Origin of the sequence: Enterobacter sp. MGH120 (assembly GCF_001037725.1) — a bacterium.
Classification (GTDB): Bacteria; Pseudomonadota; Gammaproteobacteria; order Enterobacterales; family Enterobacteriaceae; genus Enterobacter; species Enterobacter hormaechei_C.
Window position 1 is genome coordinate 3,922,375 of sequence record NZ_KQ089940.1, and the last position, 16,313, is coordinate 3,938,687.

The window sequence follows — 16,313 nt, forward strand, 5'->3', positions numbered from 1 at the left end:
GCAGTCAGCAGTTTTCATGAAGAACAACTTAATGTTGAGGTGGAATCGGGAAGCCTTTCAGCGAAATAATGAAATTATCCCCTTCTTTCTTTATTTTTGCACCGGTATCACACCAGTCAGACGCAATACGAAAGAACTCATCACTTCCTACATTCCAGCCAAGACGAACATGTTTCACGTAGCCGGAACGTAACAGATTGCAGGCCTCGTTGTAGTCACTGGCAGTCGATAGTTGTTGTTTCATTTTCTCTTCTTCAGAAGTTTACGTAGTGCTTTGATTTCTTTAGGAGTAAATGGAGTTACGCTCTCTTCTTCCGTATGCTGATTATCAACATCCTCTTCCGATACTCCCGCCTCTTCTACTGCTTCAAATGCCAGCAGCAGCAGTTTCTCTGTGGTCACGCTTAAATTCTCATTATTGTCTTCCGCATAGTGGCGAAGTCTTTCTTTTAGCGCTTCATCAATTTTAACGTTTAAAACCGCAGTAACCATGATTGTCACATCCTTTCGGAACACGTGTTTAATTTAATACACGAAGATAAGTTTGTTATCCAGATATATATTTTTTAGCTTATGACAGAATAAAGGCATCGAAAAATAAAATGACAGTCTATTATTACAGGTTTATGACATTATTATTTCAGTTAAATGAAGTCTGTATTACACGCCAGGATAGCAGAATCGGTAAAGCAACCGTTGAACAGCTACGGACTGTTGACGCTGGGTTTACCATTAGCGGTGGCGCAGGCTAGGCTGGCGATCGGCAAAGCGGCCTTTGACGGACTAAAGATATCCTGATCGCTGCTCTGTTTGTAGTAACATTGTCGGCATGTGAAGCATTCTGACTCTTAATATTGTTCCGGATGACACAGGAGCAGTATGCAATTTGAACTTTTTTGTTACCTAGTGGAAATATGATGCGCTTGTTGGAACTGGCTGATCAGCATAGAAAAGAAGCGAATAAGCTGTTAAATCCAAAGACAAAATCTGCACTCGGTCAGTTTATGACCCCGGCTCCGATTTGTCTGTTCATGGCAAGCCTGTTTGACGACATAAAAGGTGACATCAAGCTACTCGATCCAGGCTGCGGAGTGGGGTCGCTCTCTGCGGCGTTCGTAGAACGAGCGTTGCGCCTTGATGTCGACAAGATGGAGCTCGACGCCATCGACATTGCAGAAGTGATGCTTCCGTATCTTAGCAAGACACTGAAAGCCTGTGATGAGGCTGCAAATGGAAAATTAACCCATAAAATTAGTAAGGTAGATTACATACTTGAGGCAAGTCTGGCTAAAAATATTTCGACCAGTGAAGAGCCAGGGACTTATAGCCATGTGATTATGAATCCCCCTTATAAAAAAATTCTCTCGTCGAGCGCTCACCGGGCCTCTTTACGCAATGCAGGCATAGAAACGGTCAACCTATACTCTGGGTTTGTGGCGTTAGCTTTGAAACAGCTGAAAAAGGGAGGAGAATTAGTGGCGATTATTCCACGCTCTTTCTGTAATGGCCCTTACTATCAGCCTTTCCGCGAGCTTTTACTCTCTGAAACGTCCATCAAGCACATCCACATTTTCGACTCCCGTAATGCGGCATTTGCTGAGGATGAAGTGCTTCAAGAAAATATCATCATTCACTGTGTTAAAGGCGTTCCGCAGGGGCAGGTTATTATCACCTCCAGCCCAACGTCAGATTTTCATCTTGATGAAGAATCCGGGCAAATCACGGCCACCGATATGACGCAGCGCAAGGTGTCGATAGACAAAATAGTTAACCCAGCAGACAAACAAAAGTTCATTCATATCGCTGCAAGTCCCAGAGAACAGGACATAATCGAGAGATTATCCCCTTTTACAACAACTCTGGACGAGCTTAATGTTCAGGTTAGTACTGGGCCGGTAGTTGACTTTCGCCTTAAAAATGACCTCAGAGAAAGAATGGATTCCGGGTCAGTGCCGCTACTTTTTCCTCAGCATTTGAACGGCAAAGTGAATTGGCCCCTTGATGGGAAAAAACCTAATGCAATTAGGGTTTCCGAATCATCACGTCCCTGGTTATGGAAAAACCAGGGCTACTTCCTGATTTTAAAAAGATTTAGCAGCAAAGAGGAAAAGCGTCGCATTGTCGCAACATTATATGACTCCTCACTTCCTGGCGAGTTGATCGGTTTCGATAACAAAACCAATGTCTTCCATATTCAGAAGAAGGGTATGGATGCGGATCTCGCCCGCGGGCTTTATATCTATCTGAATTGCACTTTGCTGGATAAGTATTACCGTCAGTTTGGTGGGCATACTCAGGTAAATGCCTCTGATTTAAGATCAATTCATTATCCATCAATGCAAGTATTGCGAAAAATGGGTAGTGAGTTCGATGATGAAGTGCTTAAACAGAACCAAATTGACGAAATTATTAACAGGGAGTTAGATCTTATGACGAAAGGAAAAATCGCTGACCCGTTGAAAGCGCAGGAAAAAATAGAGCAAGCTCTTGATGTGTTGCGTCAACTTGGAATGCCTCGTGCTCAAATAAACGAGCGTTCGGCTTTAACTTTGCTCGCATTGCTTGATCTTCATCCTGATGGCGAGTGGGAGAAAATTGAACGCCCAATGTTGGGTGTGACACCGATCATGGATTGGTGTAGAGACGTTTACGGAAAAGAGTACGCCCCAAACACACGTGAAACCTTCCGTCGACAAACGCTCCATCAGTTTTGTGATGGCGGAATAGCTATATACAATCCGGATAAACCCGAACGCCCCGTTAACTCCCCTAAAGCTTGCTATCAGATAGCGCCTGAACTGCATACCGTGTTATTAAACTATGGTTCTGCCAAATGGGAAACAGCGCTTAAAGAACATATGGGCAACGTACCGACCTTAGTTGAGCAGTATGCCATGGCGCGAAAAATGGAAATGGTGCCATTAAAGCTGAATGACGGTACTGAATTAGAATTAAGCCCCGGTGCGCATAGCCAGCTCATCAAGGATATCATCGTTGAGTTTGGTCCTCGTTTCGCTCCTGAAGCAGAAGTTATTTACATCGGAGATACTGGCGCGAAGGAAGATCATTTTAGAAAAGACCGACTTGCGGAACTGGGAGTAAATGTTGATCGAAAAGGTAAACTGCCCGATGTTGTTCTTTATTGGCAAAAACGCAACTGGTTACTTTTAATTGAATCAGTTACTTCCCACGGGCCCGTCGATGGAAAGCGTCACGGTGAGTTAGCAAAATTATTTGCTTCTGCTAAACCCGGATTGGTATACGTTACAGCCTTCCCTGACCGGAAAGTGATGGCAAAATATCTGATGGAATTATCCTGGGAAACAGAGGTCTGGGTAGCTGATGCTCCAACCCATATGATCCACCTGAACGGCGATCGATTCCTTGGACCCCATACTTAAACCGAAAACGTCATCTTCGATTAAGGGAGCCGGATATAATCGGCTCTATATCAGAATGATTGTTGGCAAAGAGATGAGGTTTTAATCTATACGACTTAGCGTAAGCTCAAATGGGTGGGGGCCCTGCCAGCTACATCCCGGCACCCACGTCGTCTGCCCTGGCTGCTTCCTTCCGGACCTGACCTGGTGAACAGAGTAGCGTTGCGGGAGAACCAACAGAGCCCCCATTGAGAGCGTTGATAACCAACGCGCTGGCGCATTATCCCTGTGGAGCACCTCAATTGCAAGCCGCTGGCAACCGGATGCTGGATTATTGCGCAAACTGCCCCGACAATCTTCTTTATCTTCGTATAACATTACCCTTCGCTGATTTCCCGCAGGAGAAACAATGGACGAACATGACACTTTCCCACAGCGAGTGTGGCAAATCGTAGCCTCGATCCCGGAAGGCTGTGTCACGACCTATGGGGAAGTCGCCCGGCTGGCGGGTTCTCCACGCGCGGCGCGTCAGGTAGGCGGCGTGCTAAGGAGGCTACCAGAAGGAAGCACGTTACCGTGGCACCGGGTCGTCAATCGCCATGGCGCCATTTCCCTCACCGGGCCAGACTTGCTGCGCCAGCGTCAGGCTTTACTTTCAGAAGGGGTGCAGGTGTCCGGGGCAGGACAAATTGATATGCAGAAGTATCGCTGGGAGTACTGACGCCCTCTCCCGTCAACATGGAGAGGGCGAAAGAGAATTACAGCTGTGTTGGCGGTGTAGGCAGAGTCGGCTGATTGGTCTGCGTTGCAACAGGCACTTCAGTTTGCTGCACCGGTACCAGGTTCAGGTCGATTTTGGTGCCGCCTTTGTTGACCGCTTCCTGCACGGTATCGGTGATAAAGACCAGCTTATCGTTGATCGTTACCGCCGCGCTCAGGAGGATACGCGCATTGGGTTGCACGTCAGACGGGTTGTACGGCAGCACAAAGCTGAACGGCGCCTGTTTACCCTCTGTACGAACCGCGCGCTGCGCAAGCACTTTAGACGGCGCATCCGCCAGGGAAGCATCAGACAGCGTGACCGTTAAAACCGCATCCGGCGGCAGCGCAACCTTCTGTTTGATCCAGATCGTACCGGAAACATTTGGCTGCTGAATAGCTTGCTGTGAAAGGGTGTTAATCCCGTTTGCGCTTGCTGTTGGCACCGGTACATCGGCACTCTTACCAGCACAGGCGGACAACGCTACCGCAATTGCTACACCACTGAGCATAGGCACGAGTTTCATTGAAGTCTCCTTATCATCAATGCACCAGCGGGATCGATCCCATCTGATGTCGTTTTATTCACATAACGAATACAAGTGTGGCACAAATCACGGATTTATGCCTAATTTCGTCCGGATATTAAGATTATTCTACCCATCGGACCACTTTCATTTCTGGGTTATACTCAGCGTATCTTTCGCCACGGCGTTTATTGAGGACCACTATGAGTCAGGCACTGAACAATCTGCTGACATTACTGAACCTGGAAAAAATAGAAGAAGGGCTATTTCGCGGACAGAGCGAAGATTTAGGCTTACGCCAGGTTTTTGGCGGCCAGGTCGTGGGGCAAGCGCTGTATGCCGCCAAGGAGACCGTCCCGGCAGACCGTCTGGTGCACTCGTTTCACAGCTACTTTTTACGCCCCGGTGATAGCGCTAAACCGATTGTTTACGACGTGGAAGTTCTGCGTGACGGTCAAAGCTTCAGCGCCCGTCGCGTGGCGGCCATCCAGCATGGCAAACCCATCTTCTACATGACCGCCTCGTTCCAGGCGCCAGAGCCGGGCTATGAGCATCAAAAAAAGATGCCGTCTGCCCCGTCGCCGGACGATCTGAAATCGGAAACCGAAATTGCCCGCGCTCTCGCGCATCTGCTGCCGCCGCAGGTAAAAGAGAAGTTTCTGTGCGATAAACCGCTGGAGATCCGCCCGGTCGAATTTCATAACCCAATGAAGGGGCATACCGCTGAGCCCGCCCGCCAGGTGTGGATCCGCGCCAACGGCAGCGTACCCGCAGATTTACGCGTGCATCAGTACCTGCTGGGGTATGCGTCGGATTTCAACTTCCTGCCGGTTGCGCTACAGCCGCACGGTGTGGGCTTCCTCGAAAAAGGGATGCAGGTAGCCACAATTGACCATTCCATGTGGTTCCACCGTCCATTCGATATGAATGAATGGCTGCTTTACAGCGTGGAAAGTACCTCTGCGTCCAGCGCGCGCGGCTTTGTACGCGGGGAGTTTTACACTCAGGATGGCGTGCTGGTGGCTTCTACCGTGCAGGAAGGTGTGATGCGTAATCGCGGGTGATGTAAAAAGCCCGGTGGCGCTGCGCTCACCGGGCCTGCGAATTGTGCTTTTTCAGGCCGGGTAAGGCGAAGCCGCCGCCCGGCAAGGCACTCAAATTATGCGTTATAGGCATTCTCGCCGTGGCTGTTGACGTCCAGGCCTTCGCGCTCCTGCTCTTCCGGCACACGCAGCCCAACGGTCATATCAGCCAGCTTGTAACCGATAAAGGCCACAACACCGGACCAGACAACGGTGATCGCGATGCTTTCCAGCTGTACCAGCACCTGATGCATCATGGTCACGCCTTCTGCGTAACCCACACCGCCCAGAGATTGGGCAGCAAAGATACCGGTCATGATACAGCCGACGATGCCGCACACACCGTGTACGCCGAATACATCACACGGATCGTCAACGCGCAGAACACGTTTCAGTGCGGTAACGCCCCACAGCCCCGCCAGTCCTGCGACGATACCGATCAGCAGCGCACCGCCCACGCCCACGTAACCGCACGCTGGCGTAATACCTACCAGACCGGCAATCGCCCCGGAACAGGCACCCAGCAGCGATGGCTTGCCGCGAACGGCCCACTCGCCAAATACCCATGAGAGGATAGCGCCGGCGGTTGCCACAACAGTATTCACGAAGGCCAGCGCGGCGATTTCGTTAGCGGCGCTGGCTGAACCTGCGTTGAAGCCGAACCAGCCAAAATAGAGGATGGCGGTGCCGGTAAAGACCATCGGCAGATTGTGCGGCTTAAATGCTTCCTTCCCGAAGCCCACGCGCTTACCAATCAGGTATGCGCCTACCAGACCTGCTACCGCGGCGTTGATGTGCACAACGGTACCGCCCGCAAAGTCCAGCGCGCCATGGGAAGCCAACAGACCACCTCCCCAGACCATATGCGCAATCGGGATATAGGAGAGCGTCAGCCAGACCACCACGAAAATCAGTACCGCAGAGAAGCGGATACGCTCAGCCAGCGCGCCCACAATCAGCCCCACGGTGATGCAGGCGAATGAGCCCTGGAACGCGACATGAATATACTGATAAAAACTGCCCATCACCGCGGTCAGTTCGATATTTTTCAGCATCGCCCAGTTAACGTTGCCGAAGAAGGCGTTGCCCTCCCCGAAGGCCAGCGAGTAACCGTAAACCACCCACAGCACACACACCAGCGCGAACGTGACGGCAACCTGCGTCAGCATGGAGAGTACGTTCTTGCCGCGGATCAGGCCGCCGTAAAACAGCGCGATCCCCGGAATCGTCATGAACAGCACCAGCGCGGTGCAAATCATCATAAAGGCGTTATCGGCTTTGTCTGCCACAGCAGGTGCAGCCATTGCCAGGCCCGGCAGCAGTGCCAGCGAACCCAGACCTGTTTTCATTGTTGCTTTCTTCATTTTCTCGATCCCTATCACTGTGTGCCAGGAGTTACTTACAACGCCGCTTCGTCAGATTCGCCGGTACGGATGCGAATGACGCGCTGTAGTTCGGCAACGAAAATTTTGCCGTCGCCAATTTTTCCGGTGTAGGCTGCTTTGCTGACGACATCAATCACCTCATCAAGCTGATCGTCGGCAATCGCCACATCAATCTTCACTTTTGGCAGGAAGTTAACGCTGTATTCCGCCCCGCGATAAAGCTCGGCATGACCTTTCTGACGCCCAAAGCCTTTCACTTCGGTGACAGTCAGTCCCTGAATACCCATGGAAGACAGCGCTTCACGCACGTCTTCGAGTTTGAATGGTTTGATTACCACCGTAACCAGCTTCATATATCCCCTCCAGTCAGAATTCGGTAATGGCCGCAGCTAACACGAAAGGGATATTGCAAAGGGTGTGCCAGAAGTGAAAGGTGAGGAGGAAAGCGCCGCGGCGCGCATGCGCCGGGTAGGGATGAAAAAAAACGCACCATGGCAGTGCAGGGTGCGTTTCAGTTTTGCACCAACGGTTAAGTCTGTTAGCGCATTGCCTTGTTATGGTGCATCAGGCGCTGAGTGACTCTTCCTCGCGCGCGCTGGCGGCCAGTTCGTCGCCTGCCAGCTGCAACTGATACATCTGCCAGTAGCGTCCTTTTGCCTCAAGCAGCGCTCTGTGCGTCCCCCGTTCAACGGCCTGGCCACGGTGCAGCACCAGAATGGTATCGGCATCGACGATGGTTGAGAGGCGGTGGGCGATTACCACCAGCGTAGTGCGATCCCGCACGGCAGCCAGCGCCTGCTGGATCGCCTGCTCGGTACCGGAGTCAATGCTTGCGGTCGCTTCATCCAGAATTAACACCTGTGGCGTCTCAATCAGCACGCGCGCCAGCGCAAGAAGTTGCTTTTGCCCGACCGAGAGATTATTGCCCTGCTCACCCAGCCGGGTATGGATCCCCTCGCTTAACCCGCGCGCCAGATCCGCAAGCTGCACCGTTTCCAGCACCTCCCATACCTGCTCAGGCGTGAAAGGTCGTCCCAGCGTCACGTTGGCATAAAAGGTATCCGCCAGTACCACCGGATCCTGCTGCACCATCGCGACGCCCTTACGTAACGCGTTGTGGCTAAGCGCGGCAAGCGGCCGTCCGTCCAGACGGATCTCCCCCTGCGTCAACGGATAGTAGCCCATCAGCAAACTGGCGAGCGTGCTTTTGCCGCTGCCGGTATGCCCAACCAGGGCGACAAAACCACGCGACGGTACCTCGAGGTTGATATCCTGCAAGACAAGCTGGTCGTCGCGGTAGGCAAACGAGACATGATCAAACGCTATGGATCCACTTTCCAGCGGGCGTTCGTCATCGCCATAGGTCTGACGCGGCCTGTCCATCAGCTCGAATACACGTTCGCCCGCGACCACTGCCTGTTGCAGCATCGATTGCTGCGTGGTGAGTTCAATCAGCGGTTCGTTAAGGCGTCCAAGGTAGCTGATAAATGCGTACAGTACCCCCACCTCGATGGTTCCGCGCGTCGTCAGGCCAAACAGCATCAACAGCCCGCACAGCACCAGCGCAGAGAAGAGGCTCAGCAGCGGGCGTAACAGGAAGCCATCCAGCCGTAACGTCTGCATCCGCGCCATATAGTGCGAGCGGCTGGCTTCTCCCATTCGCTCGCCAAAACGCGCCTGCTGGCGAAACTGCTGGATAACGCTCATGCCGTTGATCACTTCGTTGAAGCCATCATTGATATCTGCGAGGTAAGCGCGCACGCGACGAACAATCGGCGTGCTGTAGCGCTGGTAAATTACCATCACAATCAGCACCGCCGGGAAAATAGCGATCGCCACCAGCGCCATACGCCAGTCCAGGCTGAACATCGCCACCAACATCGCGCCAATCAACGCGGCACTGCGCAGAACCGTTGCGACAACGGTTACATAGAGGTCGCGGATCACCTCGGTGTCATTGGTGACGCGCGAAATAACCTGCCCGACCGGCTGAGTATCAAACTCGCTCAGCGGCTGGCGCAGCGCGGCATCCATCACATCCGTGCGAAGCTGCTGGACCACGCCCACGGCGGCCCGGTTAAACAGCAGCGACTGCGCATAGTGCAGCCCCGCCGCCGTCAGCTGTAGGCCGACATACGCCACGCCCAGCCCCGCCACCAGCCCCAGCGGCAGATAGTTTTTCGCCACCATATTGTCGATGAAATAACTGATAAGCAGCGGACCGGTCACCTCCGCAATCGCGGCGATCCACAGCAACAGCACGGCGATGGAAAGCGGTTTGCGCCACGGTGAGCCATAGGCCAGCAGCCGTTTTAACGTCGGCCACATCTGTCCAAACTTACGCATCGGCGACCTCCTCATCCAGCGCGGCTTCAAGCTGTTGATAGCGGTACATATCCCGATACCATCCGGTCTGCCCGGCAAGCTGCTCATGCTGACCACGCTGAGCAATATGCCCGTGCTGAAGCACCAGAATTTCACTGGCTTCGGTAAGGGCCGACAGACGGTGCGCGCTGATGATGACCGTGCGCCCCTCTCCCCACTGGCGAAGGTTATGCAAAATTTGATGTTCAGTACGTCCGTCGACCGCGGACAGCGCATCATCCAGTATCAGGATCTCAGCGTCCAGCAGCAGCGCGCGGGCAATAGAGATACGCTGTTTTTGTCCGCCGGAGAGCATAACGCCCCGCTCACCCACTTCCGTATCGTAGCCCTGCGGCAGGCGCAGAATATCCTCGTGGACGCTGGCCAGACGCGCCACGTGCTCGATCTGGTCCTGTGTCGCCGTCGGACACCCGAGCGCGATATTGTTGGCAATGGTGTCTGAAAACAAAAACGGCGTCTGGCTGACGACCGCCAGGCGGCTGCGCCAGTCATCCAGCAGCAGACGTGGCAGAGGGACGTCGTGGAAACGGATATCGCCTTCGCTCACGTCAAAATGGCGCTGAATCAGTGACAGAATGGTGCTTTTACCGGAACCCGTCGGGCCACAGATGCCCAGCATCTGACCAGGACGCAGCGTGAAACTGACGTTCTCAAGCACCGGATGTTCCGTTTGCGGGTAGATAAAGGCGCGGATATCAGCCTTGAGAATACCCGGACCTTCCGGTACCGGCTCGCTGCCATCGTTCACGACCGGCACTTCCGCCAGCATGGCGCGGATACGGCTGTAAGCGGCGCTCCCGCGTTCAACGATATTAAACATCCAGGCCAGCGCCAGCATCGGCCAGATCATCAGCCCAAGGTACATCGCAAAGCTGGTTAACTGCCCGAGGGTCATCGTGCCTTGCACCACCATCCAGCTGCCGCCGCCCACTGCCAGCAGGTTCGCCATGCCAATCGCAATATAAATTGTCGGATCGAAACGGGCATCAATACGCGCCACGCGCATGTTTTTCGCGCCGGTATCGGCGGCGTCGGCGGCAAACAGCGCGGACTGGCGGTCTTCCAGACCAAACGCTTTAATCATGCGGATGCTGGTCATGCTCTCCTGGGTGCGATCGTTCAGCGACGAGAACGCCGCCTGCGCCAGCTTAAAGCGTTCATGGAGCTGCTCGCCGTAGCGGTTAATTGCCAGCGCCATCAGCGGCATCGGCAGCAGCGCCAGCAGCGTGAGCTCCCAGCTAATTTGCGTAGACATCACAATCAGTACCGCACAGCCCATCACCAGGGAATCCACCAGCGTTAGCACCCCTTCACCGGCGGCAAACACCACGCGGTCTACATCGTTAGTGGCGCGGGCGATGAGATCCCCGGTACGGTGACGCAGATAAAACTCAGGGTGCTGGCGGCTCAGCTGGCGGTAAAAGTCCTCGCGCAGCTCAACGGCAAGCTGATAGGACGCGCCGAACAGCAGCACGCGCCAGACATAACGCAGCAGGTAAACCACCACGGCCGTCAGCACCAGCGTACCGCCCCACATCATCACCCGTGCGGCGGTGTAATGTTGTTCCGTAACGCCATCCACGACGTAACCCACCACTTTGGGCGGGATCAGTTGCAGAATGGCAATGATAATAAGCAGGGCCACCGCGCCGAGGTAGCGTTGCCACTCCCGACGAAAGTACCAGCTTAATTGGGCAAATAATCGCACGCGGTCTTTTCCTGAAGGTATTTTAAGAAGTTATTCAATGGGTAACGCTGTGGTGTATTTAATCTGTTCCATGGCGAAACTGGAGGTGACATCGGACAAGCCTGGTACGCTATTGACCAGCCGCTTGTAGAAATCATCGTAGCGCTTCATGTCTGCCACCTGAACGCGCATCAGATAGTCGTATTCCCCCGCCATGCGCCAGAAGCCGAGCACTTCGGGCATGTCGGAAACCTGGGTGACGAAGCGGCAGTACCATTCGCTACTGTGATGCTGCGTTTTTATCAGGACGAAGGCGGTCAGTCCAAGCCCCAGTTTTTCGGGATCCAGCAACGCCACGCGTCCCAGCAGAATGCCATCATCTTCCAGCTTCTTGAGGCGCTTCCAGCACGGTGTGGTGGTCAGATTAACGGCATCTGCCAGCGCCTGCAAAGAGAGGGTGCAGTCGCTTTGCAGCAAAGAAAGCAGCTTACGATCAATTTTATCTAACATAGCCACCTCGAAGAGAAAATTATTCTCCTTACATTCTATTTTAAAGGTCAGATAGCAACAATTTTTTCTGTGCTTTTCGCTATGCTGGGCACAAAATGACAAACGGATAACTACGATGAATAGCACCTGGGTTAAACATGCCATCAGCGAAATAAATGCCGACTATCAGCGCTCGGCAGACACCCACTTGATCCGCCTGCCTCTGCCTGGATTTCCCGGCATTCAGCTTTACCTGAAGGATGAAAGCACCCATCCTACCGGCAGCCTGAAGCATCGCCTGGCGCGTTCACTCTTTTTATACGGTTTATGTAACGGCTGGATTAAAGAAGGCACCACGATTATTGAATCGTCGTCCGGATCAACTGCCGTCTCCGAAGCCTACTTTGCCCGCCTGCTGGGCCTCCCGTTTATCGCCGTGATGCCCTCCTGCACGGCGAAACGTAAAGTCGAACAGATCGAATTTTACGGCGGACGCTGCCACTTTGTGGAAAGCGCCTGCGAAATCTATGCGGCCTCCGAAATGCTGGCCCGCGAACTGAATGGTCACTATATGGACCAGTTCACCTTCGCCGAGCGCGCCACCGACTGGCGCGGCAATAATAACATTGCGGACAGCATTTTCCGCCAGATGACCCACGAGCCGCATCCTGTTCCCTCTTACATTGTCATGAGCGCGGGCACGGGCGGAACCTCCGCCACCATCGGACGTTATATCCGCTGTCAGGGTTATGATACGCAGCTGATGGTGGTTGACCCGCAAAACTCGGTGTTCCTCGATTACTGGCAATCCCGCGATGCCAGCCTGCGCAGCCCCGTGGGGAGCAAGATCGAAGGGATTGGTCGCCCGCGCGTCGAACCCTCGTTCATTCCGGACGTTGTGGATGAGATGCTCCGCGTGCCGGACGCCGCCAGCGTCGCGACGGCGCACTGGCTGGAGACACAGCTTGGCCGTAAAGTCGGGGCTTCCACCGGCACCAATATGTGGGGCGCGCTACAGCTGGCCGCGAGGATGCGCGAAGAAGGCCGTACCGGCTCTGTCGTCACGCTGCTGTGTGACAGCGGGGAGCGCTACCTGGACACCTATTACAACGCAGAATGGGTGCAGGCAACTTTTGGCGATGTAGAACCGTGGAAAGCGCAGATTTCGCAGCTGGTGAAATAAAAAAAGCCAGGCTAAAGCCTGGCTTGCTGGAAGGGTCTCACTATTCGGGGGAATATGGGAGGTTATTTTTGTCCAGCCAATGCGTCAAAAAATGGGACACCGCTTCGTTACGACAGTGTCCGATAACCGGTAAATGCGGGAGCGCGGCGATAAGTTGCGGCATCGCGTTCCCCATAATCAGTCCACGACCCACGCTGCTCAGCATCTCGTGGTCGTTCATGGCGTCACCAAAGGCCATACAGTCCTGCATCGTCAGCCCCAGATGATCGCTCAGCACCGCCAGCGCAGATCCTTTGTTACAGCCCACCGGCAGCACTTCAAGGCAGTCCACCGCCGAGAAGGTCAGGTGCGCCCGGTCGCCCAGCGCCTCGTTAAGCTGAATACGCAGGCGGCAGAGATCGTCGTGATCGCCACAGAAGCAGATCTTGGTCACCTTGTGTGCCGGAATGCGGCGCAAATCGATAAGCTGATATTTAAAGCCGCTGTAAACGTGAGCGTGCAGCAAGGCCGGGATCTCACGCCCGGTAAACCAGCCTTCATCATTAAAAACATGCACGCTGGCCTGCGTATCCCAGGTGCTGTGCAGGACAATGTCCGCCACTTCCGGATTCAGATCCTGACGGTGCAGCATATTGCCGTCGACGGAGTGAATGCGCGTCCCGTTGCCGGTGATCAGGAACGCATCGAGGGCAAATGTTCCCAGCAGATGGCGCATCTCGAGAACATGACGACCAGTGGCAAACGTCAGGGTGACTTCACGCTCGCGCAGGCGCTTAAGTGTGTTCAGGGTTTTCTCCCCTAAACGGTGATCCGGCATTAACAGCGTGCCGTCCATATCAAATGCAGCGAGCCGAGCCATAATTACTCCCGAAATGTGATGCGGTTAACTTGTGCATCAGTATTACGTGAGATATACGGAAGTAATAGTGAATAGATGATAATTATTGTTCCGGGTTTTTCATGCGCCAGCTTAATCGTCTTAACCAGTATCAGCGTCTGTGGCACCCCTCCGCCGGCGCACCGCAGCAGGTTACCATCAGTGAACTTGCCAGCCGCTGCTTTTGCAGCGAGCGACATGTTCGCACCCTGCTGCGCCAGGCGCAGGAGGCGGGCTGGCTAAGCTGGCACGCCCGCTCCGGACGAGGTAAGCGTGGGGAATTACGCTTTCACGTCACCCCGGACTCGTTGCGTAATACGATGATGGAAGAGGCCCTGAAAAGTGGACAGCAGCACAACGCGCTGGAGCTGGCCCAGCTCGCGCCTGAAGATTTGCGATCGCTGCTGCATCCGTTTATGGGCGGGCAGTGGCAGAACGATACGCCGACGCTGCGTATTCCCTACTATCGCTCGCTGGAGCCGCTTCAGCCGGGGTTTCTCCCTGGCCGGGCGGAGCAGCATCTGGCGGGACAGGTATTCTCAGGTTTGACGCGTTTTAATGGTACCAGCAGTGAACCCACGGGCGATCTGGCGCATCACTGGGAAATCTCCGCTGACGGCCTGCGCTGGCATTTCTACATTCGCTCCACCCTGCACTGGCATAACGGCGATAAAATAGAGACGGCACAGCTCCGGAAAAGCCTGACGGCGCTGTTATCGCAGCCCGGCATGGGCACGCTTTTCCGCAGCGTCTTACGTATCGAAACCACGCATCCGCAGTGCCTGACGTTTATTCTCCATCAACCTGACTACTGGCTGGCGCACAGGCTGGCAACCTACTGTAGCCGTCTGGCGCATCCCGATTACCCCGTGGTGGGCAGCGGTCCCTTTCGACTGAGCGTTTTTGAGCCTGAACTGGTGCGTCTGGAAAGCCACGAGCAGTATCACCTTGGCCATCCGTTGCTTAAGGCTATCGAGTACTGGATCACGCCCCAGCTTTTTGACTACAGTCTGGGCACCAGCTGTCGCCACCCGGTGCAAATCGCCATTGGCGAGGCCGACGAGCTGGCCAGCCTGCGGCTGGTGAGTAACAGCACCAGTCTGGGTTTCTGCTACCTCACGCTGAAACAGAGCCCACGTCTGAGCGAACTTCAGGCAAAGCGGCTGATTAATATCATTCATCTCTCAACGCTGCTGCACACGCTTCCCCTGAACGAAGGGCTCATCACCCCTACCGAGGAACTGCTTCCCGGCTGGGCGATCCCCCAATGGCCTGATTTAACCGACGTTGCGCTGCCAGAGGCATTGACGCTCGTCTACCACCTGCCGGTTGAGCTTCACACCATGGCCAGCCAGTTAAAAGCATACCTTGCGCGGCAGGGTTGTGAACTGACCGTCATCTTTCACGACGCCAAAACGTGGGACGGGTGCCAGCAGCTTGCCGATGCAGACATCATGATGGGAGACAGACTGATTGGCGAAGCGCCAGCGTACACGCTTGAGCAGTGGCTCCGCTGCGATGCGCTCTGGCCGCATCTGCTGAGCGCACCGGCATACGCCCATTTGCAGGCCACGCTGGATGCGGTGCAGACGCAGGCCGACGAACGTGACCGACACGCAGGACTTCAGGCTATCTTCAGCCGGTTAATGGAGACAGCCGTCCTGACGCCACTCTTTAACTACCAGTATCAAATCAGCGCGCCTCCGGGCGTCAACGGCATACGCCTTAACACTCGCGGCTGGTTTGACTTCACCGAAGCCTGGCTTCCTCCCCCAAACGCGTGAAGAAGCTGGTCGCCGCTTTAGCCAGGCGTTAACATGACGCTTTTACTGTAACTGTCGAGATGATCTATGAAACGTGCCGTCGTCGTGTTCAGCGGAGGACAAGATTCCACAACCTGCCTGATTCAGGCGCTTCACCAGTATGATGAAGTGCACTGCGTCACTTTTGATTATGGTCAGCGTCATCGCGCTGAAATCGATGTCGCTCGTGAACTGGCCCTCAAACTGGGCGCCCGCGCTCATAAAGTGCTGGACGTGACGCTGTTAAATGAACTGGCCGTCAGCAGCCTCACCCGCGACAGCATTCCGGTGCCTGATTACGAACCGGATGCCAGCGGCATTCCGAACACCTTCGTACCGGGCCGCAACATTCTCTTCCTGACCCTGACGGCGATCTATGCCTACCAGGTGAAAGCCGAAGCGGTGATCACGGGCGTATGTGAGACCGACTTCTCTGGCTACCCGGACTGCCGGGATGAATTCGTGAAAGCACTCAATCACGCCGTCGATCTGGGAATGGCAAAAGAGACCCGCTTCGAAACGCCGCTGATGTGGCTGGATAAGGCTGAAACCTGGGCCCTGGCCGACTACTGGGGCAAGCTGGATGTTGTTCGCAACGAGACCCTGACCTGCTACAACGGCATTAAAGGGGACGGCTGCGGGCAGTGTGCCGCCTGTAACCTGCGCGCGAACGGTCTGAATCATTACCTTGCGGATAAAGCGGGCGTGATGGCCGCGATGCAGAAAAAGACCGGGCTGAAATAAGGGCTACCTGACC

At 54.5% G+C, this 16,313-nt stretch carries 15 protein-coding genes and 1 other RNA gene; 6 read left to right on the forward strand and 10 right to left on the reverse strand.

The features are described 5' to 3' along the window. Positions 1 to 28 precede the first annotated feature (28 nt). Complete coding sequence (locus SK54_RS18330; RefSeq protein ID WP_015571263.1) at positions 29 to 244, reverse strand: hypothetical protein; 216 nt, start codon at positions 242 to 244, stop codon at positions 29 to 31. Then, complete coding sequence (locus tag SK54_RS18335; protein WP_006809862.1) at positions 241 to 492, reverse strand: hypothetical protein; 252 nt, start codon at positions 490 to 492, stop codon at positions 241 to 243. Before SK54_RS18335 ends, SK54_RS18330 begins: the two co-directional genes overlap by 4 nt. Before the next feature lie 422 nt (positions 493 to 914). Between SK54_RS18335 and SK54_RS18340 the strand changes: the two genes are divergently transcribed. Continuing rightward, entirely contained in the window at positions 915 to 3,401 is a 2,487-nt protein-coding gene (locus SK54_RS18340; protein ID WP_226877233.1) for a BsuBI/PstI family type II restriction endonuclease, read from the forward strand. Between the two features lie 121 nt (positions 3,402 to 3,522). Here SK54_RS18340 and ffs read toward each other — a convergent pair. Further along, positions 3,523 to 3,619: signal recognition particle sRNA small type (gene ffs / locus SK54_RS22195), an RNA gene on the reverse strand. A 170-nt stretch (positions 3,620 to 3,789) separates the two neighbouring features. Here ffs and SK54_RS18345 point away from each other — a divergent pair. Further along, on the forward strand, positions 3,790 to 4,101 hold the full coding sequence (locus SK54_RS18345; RefSeq protein ID WP_048247750.1) for an MGMT family protein: 312 nt from the start codon (positions 3,790 to 3,792) through the stop codon (positions 4,099 to 4,101). Between the two features lie 37 nt (positions 4,102 to 4,138). Here the strand turns inward: SK54_RS18345 and SK54_RS18350 are convergent, their stop codons facing one another. Continuing rightward, positions 4,139 to 4,666 (reverse strand): YbaY family lipoprotein, encoded by a 528-nt coding sequence (locus SK54_RS18350; protein WP_040117270.1) that lies wholly within the window; start codon positions 4,664 to 4,666, stop codon positions 4,139 to 4,141. 203 nt (positions 4,667 to 4,869) lie between these two features. Here SK54_RS18350 and tesB point away from each other — a divergent pair, with 203 nt between their 5' ends. Beyond that, the gene (gene tesB, locus SK54_RS18355) at positions 4,870 to 5,730 is read left to right on the forward strand and encodes an acyl-CoA thioesterase II (RefSeq protein WP_015571264.1); all 861 of its coding nucleotides are present in this window, start codon (positions 4,870 to 4,872) and stop codon (positions 5,728 to 5,730) included. 95 nt (positions 5,731 to 5,825) lie between these two features. On the opposite strand, the gene amtB is transcribed toward tesB, so the two are convergent. The 5 genes from amtB to SK54_RS18380 form a co-directional block, all read right to left on the reverse strand. Further along, entirely contained in the window at positions 5,826 to 7,112 is a 1,287-nt protein-coding gene (gene amtB, locus SK54_RS18360; protein ID WP_015571265.1) for an ammonium transporter AmtB, read from the reverse strand. Positions 7,113 to 7,147: 35 nt separating this feature from the next. Then, positions 7,148 to 7,486 (reverse strand): P-II family nitrogen regulator, encoded by a 339-nt coding sequence (gene glnK / locus SK54_RS18365; RefSeq protein WP_006809867.1) that lies wholly within the window; start codon positions 7,484 to 7,486, stop codon positions 7,148 to 7,150. 211 nt (positions 7,487 to 7,697) lie between these two features. Further along, positions 7,698 to 9,479, reverse strand: coding sequence for a SmdB family multidrug efflux ABC transporter permease/ATP-binding protein (locus tag SK54_RS18370; protein WP_015571266.1), 1,782 nt, complete (start codon positions 9,477 to 9,479; stop codon positions 7,698 to 7,700). Further along, a complete protein-coding gene (locus SK54_RS18375; protein WP_017383197.1) occupies positions 9,472 to 11,226 on the reverse strand; it encodes a SmdA family multidrug ABC transporter permease/ATP-binding protein in 1,755 nt (584 codons plus the stop codon). The genes SK54_RS18370 and SK54_RS18375 overlap by 8 nt, the downstream gene beginning before the upstream one ends. 30 nt (positions 11,227 to 11,256) lie before the next feature. Then, on the reverse strand, positions 11,257 to 11,715 hold the full coding sequence (locus SK54_RS18380) for an Lrp/AsnC family transcriptional regulator (RefSeq protein ID WP_015571267.1): 459 nt from the start codon (positions 11,713 to 11,715) through the stop codon (positions 11,257 to 11,259). A gap of 115 nt (positions 11,716 to 11,830) precedes the next feature. Between SK54_RS18380 and SK54_RS18385 the strand changes: the two genes are divergently transcribed. Beyond that, positions 11,831 to 12,877, forward strand: a complete 1,047-nt coding sequence (locus tag SK54_RS18385; protein WP_045338273.1) for a PLP-dependent cysteine synthase family protein — start codon at positions 11,831 to 11,833, stop codon at positions 12,875 to 12,877. 40 nt (positions 12,878 to 12,917) lie between these two features. Here the strand turns inward: SK54_RS18385 and cof are convergent, their stop codons facing one another. Then, entirely contained in the window at positions 12,918 to 13,736 is an 819-nt protein-coding gene (gene cof / locus SK54_RS18390) for an HMP-PP phosphatase (protein WP_017383195.1), read from the reverse strand. A 101-nt stretch (positions 13,737 to 13,837) separates the two neighbouring features. Here cof and SK54_RS18395 point away from each other — a divergent pair, with 101 nt between their 5' ends. Both SK54_RS18395 and queC read left to right on the forward strand, forming a co-directional pair. Continuing rightward, positions 13,838 to 15,538 (forward strand): SgrR family transcriptional regulator, encoded by a 1,701-nt coding sequence (locus tag SK54_RS18395; RefSeq protein ID WP_017694409.1) that lies wholly within the window; start codon positions 13,838 to 13,840, stop codon positions 15,536 to 15,538. A gap of 66 nt (positions 15,539 to 15,604) precedes the next feature. Beyond that, positions 15,605 to 16,300, forward strand: a complete 696-nt coding sequence (queC, locus tag SK54_RS18400) for a 7-cyano-7-deazaguanine synthase QueC (RefSeq protein WP_045142053.1) — start codon at positions 15,605 to 15,607, stop codon at positions 16,298 to 16,300. The last annotated feature ends 13 nt before the right edge of the window (positions 16,301 to 16,313 follow it).

Excerpts from the sequence above, each read along its gene's own strand:
- SK54_RS18330 (WP_015571263.1), bottom strand. The coding sequence starts at position 244 with ATGAAACAACAACTATCGACTGCCAGTGACTACAACGAGGCCTGCAAT.
- SK54_RS18335 (WP_006809862.1), bottom strand. The coding sequence starts at position 492 with ATGGTTACTGCGGTTTTAAACGTTAAAATTGATGAAGCGCTAAAAGAA.
- SK54_RS18340 (WP_226877233.1), top strand. The coding sequence starts at position 915 with ATGATGCGCTTGTTGGAACTGGCTGATCAGCATAGAAAAGAAGCGAAT.
- SK54_RS18345 (WP_048247750.1), top strand. The coding sequence starts at position 3,790 with ATGGACGAACATGACACTTTCCCACAGCGAGTGTGGCAAATCGTAGCC.
- SK54_RS18350 (WP_040117270.1), bottom strand. The coding sequence starts at position 4,666 with ATGAAACTCGTGCCTATGCTCAGTGGTGTAGCAATTGCGGTAGCGTTG.
- tesB (WP_015571264.1), top strand. The coding sequence starts at position 4,870 with ATGAGTCAGGCACTGAACAATCTGCTGACATTACTGAACCTGGAAAAA.
- amtB (WP_015571265.1), bottom strand. The coding sequence starts at position 7,112 with ATGAAGAAAGCAACAATGAAAACAGGTCTGGGTTCGCTGGCACTGCTG.
- glnK (WP_006809867.1), bottom strand. The coding sequence starts at position 7,486 with ATGAAGCTGGTTACGGTGGTAATCAAACCATTCAAACTCGAAGACGTG.
- SK54_RS18370 (WP_015571266.1), bottom strand. The coding sequence starts at position 9,479 with ATGCGTAAGTTTGGACAGATGTGGCCGACGTTAAAACGGCTGCTGGCC.
- SK54_RS18380 (WP_015571267.1), bottom strand. The coding sequence starts at position 11,715 with ATGTTAGATAAAATTGATCGTAAGCTGCTTTCTTTGCTGCAAAGCGAC.
- SK54_RS18385 (WP_045338273.1), top strand. The coding sequence starts at position 11,831 with ATGAATAGCACCTGGGTTAAACATGCCATCAGCGAAATAAATGCCGAC.
- cof (WP_017383195.1), bottom strand. The coding sequence starts at position 13,736 with ATGGCTCGGCTCGCTGCATTTGATATGGACGGCACGCTGTTAATGCCG.
- SK54_RS18395 (WP_017694409.1), top strand. The coding sequence starts at position 13,838 with ATGCGCCAGCTTAATCGTCTTAACCAGTATCAGCGTCTGTGGCACCCC.
- queC (WP_045142053.1), top strand. The coding sequence starts at position 15,605 with ATGAAACGTGCCGTCGTCGTGTTCAGCGGAGGACAAGATTCCACAACC.